Consider the following 10832-nt stretch of genomic DNA (forward strand, 5'->3'; position numbering starts at 1 on the left):
GGCTTCCGCGCCTCGCCGATCCGGGTGACGCGCCGGACTACCGAGCGGTAGCGTTCCCACGGTTTGAGAGATGTGTCACTTCAGGAGATCGTGCAACTCGGCGGCGAGGTCGAGGGCGTGGGTGACGTCGCGCGCGAGGTAGTGCAGATCGACGAACGCCTCCTCGTACCCGGCGTCGCGGGTCTCGGCCAGCCGGGCGGCGGCGTCGGCGACACTGCCCGTCGCGGTGCCGGGCGTCGGGTTGAGCCGCAGCACGCGCCGCAGTGTGCCGGGGTCGCGCCCGGCCTCCTCGGCGGCCGCCGCCACGACCGCCCACGAGGCGTCGAGCCTGCCCGGCGGCCGCCACACCGGGAGCCAGCCGTCGGCGCGCCGCCCGATCCGCCGCAGCGCCGTCTCCGAGGACCCGCCCAGCAGGACCGGCGGGCCGGGTCGCTGCACCGGCCGGAGGTCCACTGTGGACTCCGGGATCCGCCACCGCGCGCTCGTCCGCTCGGCGGGCGCGCCGGACCAGAATTCCCCGAGTACGTCGAGGAGTTCGTCCAGCTGCTTGCCGCGCCCCGCCCACGACGCCCCTGCCGCGGCGTACTCGTCCCGCATCCAGCCGATGCCGAAACCGGCGTCCAGCCTGCCGTCGCTGGCCAGATCGAGCGTCGTCAGCGTCCGCGCCAGCAGCACCGGCGAGTACACCGGCGCGACGAGCGTGCTGGTGCCCAGCCGCGCGGTGGTGGTCGCGCCCGCCGCCGCGGCCAGTGTCAGGAACGGGTCCGCGAACCGGGTGAACTCCGGCGGGTACGGCCGATCCGGCGTGCCACCGGAGTAGAAGTCCGACGGGTTCTTCGGGGTCAGCACGCGGTCGCCCACCCACAGCGACGCGAAGCCGAGTTCTTCCGCGGCCGAGGCGAAGCGCGCGACCGAGCCGGGCTCGGCCAGGTTCCCGTACTGCGGCAGCGCCAGCCCGAGCTTCATCGGGCCTCTGCCAGGAACTCACCCATCCGGGTGACGCCTTCGACGAGCGCGTCCTCACCGAGCGCGTAGGAGAGCCGGAAGTACCCCGGGGTGCCGAACGCCTCGCCGGGTACCACGGCGACCTCGGCCTCGCGCAGCAGCAAATCCGCCAGTGCCACGGTGTCCTCCGGACGCTCGCCGCGAATTTCCTTGCCCAGCAACGCCTTCATCGACGGATAGACGTAGAAAGCCCCCTGTGGCACGGGAATCTCGACGCCCGGAATCGCCGAGAGCAGCGAAACCATCCGCTTGCGCCTGCCGTCGAACGCGGCCCGCATCTCGTGCACGACGTCGAGCGGGCCGGCGACCGCGGCGAGCGCCGCGCGCTGGGCGACGTTGGACACGTTGCCGCACAGGTGCGACTGGTACCCGGCGGCCGCCTTGATCACATCCGAGGGACCGGTCATCCAGCCGACCCGCCAGCCGGTCATCGAGTACGTCTTCGCGACGCCGTTCAGCACCAGTGTCCGGTCCGCCAGCTCAGGCACCACGACCGGCATCGACGGCGCTTCGGCGCCGTCGTAGACCAGGTGCTCGTAGATCTCGTCGGTGATCACCCACAGGCCGTGCTCGTGCGCCCAGCGCCCGATCGCCTCGACCTGCTCACGCGGGTACACCGCGCCGGTCGGGTTCGACGGCGACACGAACAGCAGCACCTTCGTCCGTGGTGTCCTCGCGGCCTCGAGTTGCTCGACGTCGACCAGGTACCCGGTGGTCTCGTCCGCGACGACCGGCACCGCGACGCCGCCGGCGAGCCGGATCGACTCCGGGTAGGTGGTCCAGTACGGCGCGGGGACCAGCACCTCGTCGCCGGGGTCGAGCAGCGTGGCGAACGCGGAATAGACCGCCTGCTTGCCGCCGTTGGTCACCAGCGTCTGCGCGGGCTCGACGACGAGCCCGGAGTCGCGCGCGGTCTTCGCGGCGATGGCCTCGCGCAGCTCGGGGAGCCCGGCGGCACCGGTGTAGCCGTGGTTGGCCGGATCGCGCACCGCCGCGGCGGCGGCCTCGACGACGTGCGCCGGGGTGGGGAAGTCGGGCTGCCCGGCGCCGAAGCCGATCACCGGGCGGCCGAGCGCCTTGAGCTCGCGTGCCTTGGCGTCGACCGCGAGGGTCGCCGACGGGGTGATCCCGCCGATCCGCGCGGACACGCGGGGGTGTTGCCGTGGGGCGTTGCCGGGGCTGGTCATGCGGTCATCGTGGCACGGCGGTACGACGTTTCGCGTGCGGGTTTCCCCGATGATCGGGATCGTTGAGGGGCGCGGTTGCGAGGCACCCGAGGGCTTGCCGTAGACTTCCGGACTTGGAACGCACTACGGTCAACCCCGCCTGGTTGGTGGGGATGATGGAATGCGTCCTCCGGAGCTCCGAGTGATCGGTGTTCCACAGGGGTGTAGCTCAATTGGCAGAGCAGCGGTCTCCAAAACCGCAGGTTGCAGGTTCAAGTCCTGTCACCCCTGCGCAACGGAACTGGTGGAGCGGAGGAGTGGTCGTGAGCGACAGCGACGCCAGCGGCGAAAACGAGCAGGACAAGGCACCAGAGGCCCAGTCCCGCCCGGTCACCGCCGCTGCCCGGCGTGAACGCCGTGCGTCCACTCGTCCGTCCGGGAAGTCCGAGGCGCGCTCGGACGGCAAGACCCGCCCGGCGGCCAAGGCCGGGGACAAGACCGAAAAAGCGAAGGACGCCAAGGGGACGGCGACCCCGAAGCGGGACCGCAAGCCGAAGAAGGCCTCGGTGTTCGCCCGGATCCTGCGCTTCATCCGCGAGGTGTGGGCGGAGCTGCGCAAGGTCATCTGGCCCAACCGCAAGCAGATGGTCACCTACACCGCGGTGGTGCTGATCTTCGTGGTGTTCATGGTGGCGCTGGTGAGCGGTCTTGACCTGGGATTCAAGCAGGTCATCGGGCTCGTGTTCGGCTAGCGAGCGGCCGGGCGCGGCGCCTGGAGGCAGCCGCGCCAGCCTGCCCGGACACGGCAAGTGATCAACTGAGAGGACGGAACGTGACCTCCGACAACGGCACAGCAGCCGGTCAGGACCTGACCGAGCTTGACGGCGAGCAGGTGCCCGCGGCACTCGGTGACGAGGAGACCGTGGACACCGAGGCCGCCGACGTGCCCGCCGCCAGCGAAGAGGTCGACGAAGCCGCCGCTGCTGACGAAGCCCCCGCCGCTGCCGAGCAGGCGGACGACCCGGTCGCGGCGCTGCGCGCGGAGCTGAACTCGCTGCCGGGCGAGTGGTACGTCGTGCACTCCTACGCCGGGTACGAGAACAAGGTGAAGACCAACCTCGAGACCCGTACCCAGACCCTGGACGTCGAGGACTACATCTTCCAGATCGAGGTCCCGACCGAAGAGGTCACCGAGATCAAGAACGGCCAGCGCAAGCAGGTCCAGCGCAAGGTGCTGCCCGGCTACATCCTGGTCCGGATGGACCTCAACGACCAGTCGTGGAGCGCGGTCCGCAACACCCCGGGTGTCACCGGATTCGTCGGCGCCACCTCGCGCCCGTCGCCGCTCACCGTCGACGACGTGCTGAAGTTCCTCGCGCCGCAGGTCGAGAAGGAAGCCCCGGCCAAGGCCGGCAAGGGCGAGACCGCCGCGGCCGCCGCGCCGCTGGGCGGGTCCTCGGTCGAGGTCGACTTCGAGGTCGGCGAGTCGGTCACCGTCATGGACGGCCCGTTCGCGACGTTGCCCGCGACGATCTCCGAGGTCAACGTCGACGGGCAGAAGCTGAAGGTCCTGGTGTCGATCTTCGGCCGGGAGACGCCGGTCGAGCTGTCGTTCACCCAGGTCTCCAAGATCTGACGACCGCGGTACGCGGCCGGCAGCACCCCGCGCCAACGGCAGGTGCGCGGGGAACGTAGTACAGGACAGGAACAGGAATGCCACCCAAGAAGAAGAAGCTTGCGGCGATCATCAAGCTGCAGATCAAGGCGGGTGCGGCCAACCCCGCGCCGCCGGTCGGCCCGGCGCTGGGTCAGCACGGCGTGAACATCATGGAGTTCTGCAAGGCCTACAACGCCGCGACCGAGTCGCAGCGCGGGGACGTCGTCCCGGTCGAGATCTCCGTGTACGAGGACCGGTCGTTCGACTTCAAGCTGAAGACGCCGCCGGCCGCGAAGCTGCTGCTGAAGGCCGCGGGCGTGGAGAAGGGCTCCGGCGAGCCGCACAAGACCAAGGTCGCCAAGGTCACCTGGGACCAGGTCCGCGAGATCGCCAAGACCAAGGAGACCGACCTCAACGCGCACGACATCGACCAGGCCGCGAAGATCATCGCCGGCACCGCCCGCTCGATGGGCATCACGGTCGTCGACTGACGTCTTCTCGCAGCTCCACGTGGGAGAGCCGGTGCTGGCTCGACACCACACTGATCCACTGAAGTTAAGGACAGAAGCATGACCAAGCACAGCAAGGCCTACCGCCAGGCCGCCGAGCTGATCGACAAGGCGCGGCTCTACGCGCCGCTCGAGGCGGCGAAGCTGGCCAAGGAGACCTCCAAGTCCAAGATGGACGCGACCGTCGAGGTCGCGATGCGTCTCGGGGTGGACCCCCGCAAGGCCGACCAGATGGTCCGCGGCACCGTGAACCTGCCGCACGGCACCGGTAAGACCGCTCGCGTCATCGTCTTCGCCGTCGGCGACAAGGCCGCCGAGGCCGAGGCCGCCGGCGCGGACGCGGTCGGTACCGACGAACTGATCGAGCGCATCCAGGGTGGCTGGCTCGACTTCGACGCCGCGATCGCGACGCCGGACCAGATGGCCAAGGTGGGCCGCATCGCCCGCATCCTCGGCCCGCGTGGCCTGATGCCGAACCCGAAGACCGGCACCGTGACCCCCGCGGTCACCAAGGCCGTGCAGGACATCAAGGGCGGGAAGATCAACTTCCGCGTCGACAAGCAGGCCAACCTGCACCTGGTGATCGGCAAGGCCTCGTTCGACACCGAGAAGCTGGTCGAGAACTACGCGGCCGCGCTGGACGAGATCCTGCGTGCCAAGCCGTCCTCGGCGAAGGGCCGTTACCTGAAGAAGGTCACCTTCGCGACGACGATGGGCCCGGGCATCCCGGTCGACCCGGCGCGCACGCGCAACCTGCTCAGCGAGGACGCGGCGGTCTGATCCACCGGCTGAGTCGGACATCACGCGAAAGGGCGGTCCCGTTTTCCGCGGGGCCGCCCTTTCGTCGTGTCTGATGGACCCATGCCGACATTCGCCACGTTCGACGGGCTCCAGCTGCACTACACGGTGTGGGACGGCGATGGCAGGCACCGGCGCCCGGTGGTGCTGCAGCACGGTTTCGCGGCCGACACGAACGCGAACTGGATCGGCCCCGGCGTCGTCCCGGCGCTGCGCGAGGCCGGGTTCACCGTCATCGCGCTCGACGCGCGCGGGCACGGCCGGTCCGAAAAGCCGCACGAGCCGGAGCGCTACACCGAGGACACCATGGCGCTGGACGTCTCCGCGCTGCTCGACGAGCTCGGTCTCGACGAGGTGTCGCTGGTCGGCTATTCGATGGGCGCGATCATCGCGCTGGCGGCGACCGCGTCGGACCAGCGTGTCCGGTGTCTGGCCACCGGCGGCGTCGGGTCGGGGATCGTCGATTTCGGCGGCGTCGACACCCGGGTCGTGAACCCCGAGGAGATCGTGTCGGCGATGCTGGCCGACGATCCGTCCGGTGTTCCGGCGGCCGCGGCGCCGTTCCGCGCGCTGGTCGATCTCGTCCGAGGTGACCGCTTGGCGCTGGCCGCCGTCGCGCGCGGCGCGAAGAACGTCCCGATGGACCTGACCGCGATCGGCGTCCCGACCCTCGTGCTCGCCGGGGAGTCGGATCCCCTCGCCGCCGAGCCGGAACGCCTCGCCGCCGCGATCGCGGGCGCGCGACTGGTCCGGGTCCCCGGCGATCACCTGACCGCGGTGATGAACCCCGCCTTCTCCACGGCGCTGGTGGACTTCCTTTCCGCCCACCCCGCCGATCACCCCGCCCACTCCCACCGCGCCTGACGCCGAGTGCGTTTAGCCCGCTAAACGCACTCGGCGGAGCCCCGGGAAGTGCGTTTAGCCCGCTAAATGCAGGTCAGCGGGTCGAGGGTGGGGCGGTGCTGGGGGCAGGGGCGGGGCAGGGGGTCGGCTCGTTGGTGTGGCCGACGATGAGCCACTGGCCCTTTTCGACCTGCTTGACCGTGAAGCTGCCGAGCGACGGGCCGCCCTTGACGGGGTACGCGCACGAGCTGATCGTGAGCTGCTCGCCGAGCGGCTGGTCCGACTGGTAGCGCGGGATGGAGTTGATGTAGTCGTTCATCCTCGCGTGCTCGACCTGGCCGCTGAGCCGCACCGCCGCCTCGCCGCAGTCCCGGAAGCCGAGGTCCTGCGCGAACTTCTGCTGGGTCGCCTCGTCCATCGGCCCGCAGGCCCGGCTCATCAGCTGCTGTTGGTTGGGGTTCGCCTTGCCGAGCGCGTCGTAGACCGACCGCACGGCCTCGTACGGGTTCTTCGCGAGCAGCGGCGTCGCGTGATAGGTGTGGCCCCCCTCCGCAGCGATCTGCGCGGAGGTCTTCCCGGCGTCGCTCGGGAAGAACTGGTGGTAGACCCAGGTGACCGCGACGGCGAGCAGCACGAACGCGAGAATCCAGCCGAGCAGCTTCCCGCCGAGCCGCCGCAGCCAGCGTGGCGTCCGCGGCCCTGACCGCTCCGCGGGGACCAGTAGGCCGGTCTGGGGCGCCACCGGGGCGGGCGGCTGCGCGGCCTGGTAGGCCGCCGGCTGCTGGGACGGGGCGGGGACCAGGCCGCCCTCCGGTGTCGGCGCGGGCTGGTTTCCCTGCTGGGCCTGGGTGAACTTCAGATAGTCCTGGAACTGTTTGAACTGCTCGAACTCGCGCAGTTGCTGCGGGTCGAGCTGGGGCGCGGGTGGCTGCGGTGCGGCGGCGGGCGGCGCCGGTTGTGCCGCGCCCGTGGGTTCGAGGTCTGTGCCGGGCTCGGCACCCGTCCGTCCGTCATCGCGCTGCTCCGCCACGTCACCATGATGCCTCCCCGCGTGTCCTCCGCCACCCCCTGGGCGCCCGGTGAAGTGCAGTTAGCGGGCTAAACGCGGCGCTTAGGCACGCTAAGGACCGCGTTTAGCCCGCTAACCGCAGGTCACGGCGCCGAGGAGGTGGGGGTGGGAGAAAGGGGTGTGGAGGGGTGCCGTATGCTCGTTGACGGTTCTACCGAAGACCGCTGGTCTTCCCGGCGCCCATCAGGGCGCGGGGAACGAAGGCCCCGCATGGCGGGCGGCCCGCGCAGGAGGAACGAGGCTCGCCCCGCGGTGTCATCCGCCGTGGTTCACGCCCCGCGTCTGCTGCGCTGGGGCGTTTCGTCGTTTCAGGGCTCTTCGGCCAGTGGAAACACTAGCCAAGAGAGGAGGCGACCATGGCGAAGCCCGACAAGGTGGCGGCCGTCGCCGAGATCGCGGAGAGCTTCCGCAAGAGCTCGGCCACCGTCGTTACCCAGTACACCGGCCTCTCCGTGTCCCAGCTGTCCCAGCTGCGCCGCGCTCTCGGCACCACCGCCAAGTACCGGGTCGCGAAGAACACCCTCGTCAAGCGTGCCGCCGAGGACGCCGGCGTCGAGGGCCTCGAGGACCTGTTCGTCGGCGCGACCGCGATCGCCTTCGTCGAGGGTGAGCCGGTTGACGCCGCGAAGGCGCTTCGCGACTTCGCGAAGGAAAACAACGCGCTGGTCATCAAGGGCGGCTACATGGACGGCCGCGCCCTCAGCGTCGACGAGATCGGCAAGATCGCCGACCTCGACAGCCGCGAGGTCCTGCTGTCCAAGGCCGCCGGCGCGTTCAAGGCGAAGCTGTCCCAGGCCGCCGCGCTGTTCCAGGCGCCGGCGTCCCAGGTCGCCCGCCTGGCCGCCGCGCTGGAGGAGAAGCAGCGCGAATCCGGTACCGCAGCCGAAGCACCCGCCGAGAGCTGAACCACCCCACCCCCGAACGTTTCGTTCGTTTTCTGAGAGGAAGCCATCATGGCGAAGCTGAGCACCGCCGAGCTGATCGACGCCTTCAAGGAGCTCACCCTTCTTGAGCTGTCGGACTTCGTGAAGGAGTTCGAGGAGACCTTCGACGTCACCGCCGCCGCCCCGGCCGCGGTCGTCGCCGCCGCCCCGGGTGCCGCCGCCCCGGCCGCCGCCGAGGAGCAGGACGAGTTCGACGTCGTCCTCGAGTCGGCCGGCGACAAGAAGATCCAGGTCATCAAGGTCGTCCGTGAGGTCGTCTCGGGCCTGGGCCTGAAGGAGGCCAAGGAGCTCGTCGAGAGCGCCCCCAAGGCCCTCCTGGAGAAGGTCGACAAGGAGGCCGCCGAGGCCGCCAAGGAGAAGCTCGAGGCCGCCGGCGCCAAGATCGCCATCAAGTGATCTCGGGCGCGTGAGCGCCTAGCGGTTCCGCCGAAGGGGCGGGCATCCATCTCGGATGCCCGCCCCTTCGTCATGGTCCGGGCACGACGCCAATTCGTTGTCAACGCTCACTGCCCGCGCGGGCAACGACCGCGTTTAGCCCGCTAACTGCACTCGAGGGGCCTTCGCCGAGTGCGTTTAGCGGGCTAAACGCACTCGGCCGGGGCGGTCGATCTGCGGGGAGGGGACAGGTGGACTACGGTGCGTCCTGCGCCTCGGCCGGGGTCCTCGCCGGGGGTGTGGTCCGGCGGGTCACGGCGAGATGACGATGACCTTGGGGCTGGCCAGAAAAGAAAACTGGTGAGTAACCTGTTCGCACTCAGCTCGTTGCACCTGGTTGACGCGGGATCGAGGCGCGTTCGCGGGTTTCGCCGCCAGTGGCGCGAGGCGGCGGGCGCGCAATGACGCGGAACAGCTCCTGGAGGTGCGATGGGTGCCGAGGTGGTCATCGAGGGCTTGACGAAGTCCTTCGGTAAGCAGGCCATCTGGCGGGACGTCACGCTGACCCTGCCTCCTGGCGAGGTGTCGGCGATGCTCGGGCCGTCGGGGACCGGCAAGTCGGTCTTCCTCAAGTCGATGATCGGGCTGCTCAAGCCGGAGCGCGGCCGCTGTGTGATCAACGGGGTGGACATCGTCACCTGTTCCGAGCACAAGCTGTACGAGATCCGGAAGCTGTTCGGAGTCCTGTTCCAGGACGGCGCGCTGTTCGGGTCGATGAACCTGTTCGACAACGTGGCGTTCCCGTTGCGCGAGCACACCAAGAAGTCCGAGACCGAGGTCCGTCAGATCGTGCTCGAGAAGCTCGAAATGACCGGTCTGGCCGGCGCGGAGAAGAAGCTCCCCGGCGAGATTTCCGGCGGGATGCGCAAGCGTGCCGGGCTGGCCCGCGCGCTGGTGCTGGACCCGCAGATCATCCTGGTCGACGAGCCGGACTCGGGCCTGGACCCGGTTCGCACCACCTACATCTCGCAGCTGTTCCTCGACGTGAACGCGCAGATCGACGCGACTTTCCTGATCGTCACGCACAACATCAACCTGGCCCGCACGGTGCCGGACAACCTCGGCATGCTCTTCCGCAAGGAGCTGGTCATGTTCGGCCCGCGCGAGGTGCTGCTGACCAGCGACGAACCCGTGGTCGAGCAGTTCCTCAACGGCCGCAAGCGCGGCCCGATCGGCATGTCCGAGGAGAAGGACAGCGCCACGATGGCCCGCGAGGAGGCCGAGGCCGCCGCCGGGGTCGCCGACGGCAGCATCGACGAGGACGTCCGCGGTGTCGTGCCGCAGATGCAGGTCAGCCCCGGGGTGCCCGCCCGTACCGGCGAGCGGCGCCGCAAGGACCGGGTCATGAAGATCCTGCACACCCTCCCGCCCGCCGCCCAGGAGGGCATCATCGAGTCGCTGTCCCCCGAGGAACAACAGCGCTACGGCGTCCACCCGCACATGCTGGTCCCGGCGGGCACACGCGGGCCGGACACCGGCTCGATGCCGAGCCACCACCAGGGCCAGCTCCCGGCCGACCAGGTCGCCCAGCTGCCCGGCAACGGCTGGGACGGCGGGCAGCCCAGACAGGGTTCGCACCGGATGCGTCCGCGTGGTGATCAGGAGTCCGGGTGAGTTCGACCGCGACACCGGCGAAGATTCCCGGTCTCGGCATGTTGCGCCAGACCGGGAACCTGTTCGCCCTCGGCCTGGACATCGTCCGGGGCGTCTTCCAGCGTCCGTTCCAGCTGCGTGAGTTCATCCAGCAGGCGTGGTTCATCGCCAGCGTGACGATCCTGCCGACCGCGCTCGTCGCGATCCCGTTCGGCGCGGTCATCTCGCTGCAGTTCGGTTCGCTCGCGCGCCAGCTCGGCGCGCAGTCCTACACCGGCGCCGGTTCGGTGCTCGCCACCGTGCAGCAGGCGAGCCCGCTGGTGACGGCGCTGCTCGTCGCGGGCGCGGGCGGAAGCGCTGTCTGCGCCGACATCGGCGCGCGGACGATCCGCGAGGAGATCGACGCGATGGAGGTGCTCGGCGTCTCCGCCGTCCAGCGCCTGATCGTGCCGCGCACGCTCGCGATGATGCTGGTGGCGCTGCTGCTCAACGGCATGGTCAGCGTCATCGGCGTGCTCGGCGGTTACTTCTTCAACGTCGTGCTCCAGGGCGGGACACCGGGCGCGTACCTGGCGAGCTTCTCCGCGCTGGCCCAGCTGCCCGACCTCTGGGTCGGCGAGCTCAAGGCGCTCATCTTCGGTTTCATCGCCGCGGTGGTCGCCAGCTACCGCGGGCTCCACCCCTCCGGCGGGCCGAAGGGTGTCGGGGACGCGGTGAACCAGTCGGTGGTCATCACGTTCCTGCTGCTGTTCGTCGTCAACTTCGTGATCACGCTGGTCTACCTGCAGATCGTGCCCGGAAAGCTGGACTAGC

The 10832-nt window shown here is 69.8% G+C and carries 12 protein-coding genes and 1 tRNA gene; 10 read left to right on the plus strand and 3 right to left on the minus strand.

What is annotated here, in order from left to right:
• Positions 1 to 75: 75 nt before the first annotated feature.
• Complete coding sequence (locus ABD987_RS21810) at positions 76 to 966, minus strand: TIGR03619 family F420-dependent LLM class oxidoreductase (protein ID WP_345396522.1); 891 nt, start codon at positions 964 to 966, stop codon at positions 76 to 78.
• A complete protein-coding gene (locus ABD987_RS21815) occupies positions 963 to 2192 on the minus strand; it encodes a pyridoxal phosphate-dependent aminotransferase (RefSeq protein ID WP_345396525.1) in 1230 nt (409 codons plus the stop codon). Before ABD987_RS21815 ends, ABD987_RS21810 begins: the two co-directional genes overlap by 4 nt.
• A 197-nt stretch (positions 2193 to 2389) precedes the next feature.
• Between ABD987_RS21815 and ABD987_RS21820 the strand changes: the two genes are divergently transcribed.
• The 6 genes from ABD987_RS21820 to ABD987_RS21845 all read left to right on the plus strand — a co-directional run bounded on the left by ABD987_RS21820 (position 2390) and on the right by ABD987_RS21845 (position 5999).
• Positions 2390 to 2462 (plus strand) — tRNA-Trp (locus tag ABD987_RS21820).
• 32 nt (positions 2463 to 2494) lie between these two features.
• Positions 2495 to 2923 (plus strand): preprotein translocase subunit SecE, encoded by a 429-nt coding sequence (gene secE, locus ABD987_RS21825; RefSeq protein ID WP_345396528.1) that lies wholly within the window; start codon positions 2495 to 2497, stop codon positions 2921 to 2923.
• Positions 2924 to 3003: 80 nt separating this feature from the next.
• Entirely contained in the window at positions 3004 to 3807 is an 804-nt protein-coding gene (gene nusG / locus ABD987_RS21830; RefSeq protein ID WP_345396531.1) for a transcription termination/antitermination protein NusG, read from the plus strand.
• 77 nt (positions 3808 to 3884) lie between these two features.
• Positions 3885 to 4319: a 50S ribosomal protein L11 gene (gene rplK / locus ABD987_RS21835; RefSeq protein ID WP_013222525.1), complete on the plus strand. Its 435-nt coding sequence runs from the start codon at positions 3885 to 3887 to the stop codon at positions 4317 to 4319.
• A gap of 78 nt (positions 4320 to 4397) precedes the next feature.
• A complete protein-coding gene (gene rplA, locus ABD987_RS21840; protein ID WP_345396540.1) occupies positions 4398 to 5117 on the plus strand; it encodes a 50S ribosomal protein L1 in 720 nt (239 codons plus the stop codon).
• A gap of 81 nt (positions 5118 to 5198) precedes the next feature.
• Entirely contained in the window at positions 5199 to 5999 is an 801-nt protein-coding gene (locus ABD987_RS21845; RefSeq protein WP_345396543.1) for an alpha/beta fold hydrolase, read from the plus strand.
• Positions 6000 to 6072: 73 nt separating this feature from the next.
• Here the strand turns inward: ABD987_RS21845 and ABD987_RS21850 are convergent, their stop codons facing one another.
• Positions 6073 to 7008, minus strand: coding sequence for a hypothetical protein (locus tag ABD987_RS21850; RefSeq protein WP_345396546.1), 936 nt, complete (start codon positions 7006 to 7008; stop codon positions 6073 to 6075).
• 395 nt (positions 7009 to 7403) lie between these two features.
• On the opposite strand from ABD987_RS21850, the gene rplJ reads away from it, so the two are divergent.
• The 4 genes from rplJ to ABD987_RS21870 all read left to right on the plus strand — a co-directional run bounded on the left by rplJ (position 7404) and on the right by ABD987_RS21870 (position 10831).
• Positions 7404 to 7952 (plus strand): 50S ribosomal protein L10, encoded by a 549-nt coding sequence (gene rplJ, locus ABD987_RS21855; protein WP_345396549.1) that lies wholly within the window; start codon positions 7404 to 7406, stop codon positions 7950 to 7952.
• Between the two features lie 48 nt (positions 7953 to 8000).
• A complete protein-coding gene (gene rplL, locus ABD987_RS21860) occupies positions 8001 to 8387 on the plus strand; it encodes a 50S ribosomal protein L7/L12 (RefSeq protein ID WP_345396551.1) in 387 nt (128 codons plus the stop codon).
• A gap of 468 nt (positions 8388 to 8855) precedes the next feature.
• Positions 8856 to 10040, plus strand: coding sequence for an ABC transporter ATP-binding protein (locus tag ABD987_RS21865; protein WP_345396553.1), 1185 nt, complete (start codon positions 8856 to 8858; stop codon positions 10038 to 10040).
• Between the two features lie 38 nt (positions 10041 to 10078).
• Positions 10079 to 10831 (plus strand): MlaE family ABC transporter permease, encoded by a 753-nt coding sequence (locus tag ABD987_RS21870; protein ID WP_345397492.1) that lies wholly within the window; start codon positions 10079 to 10081, stop codon positions 10829 to 10831.
• The last annotated feature ends 1 nt before the right edge of the window (position 10832 follow it).

It is taken from the genome of Amycolatopsis samaneae, assembly GCF_039541975.1.
Classification (GTDB): domain Bacteria; phylum Actinomycetota; class Actinomycetes; order Mycobacteriales; family Pseudonocardiaceae; genus Amycolatopsis; species Amycolatopsis samaneae.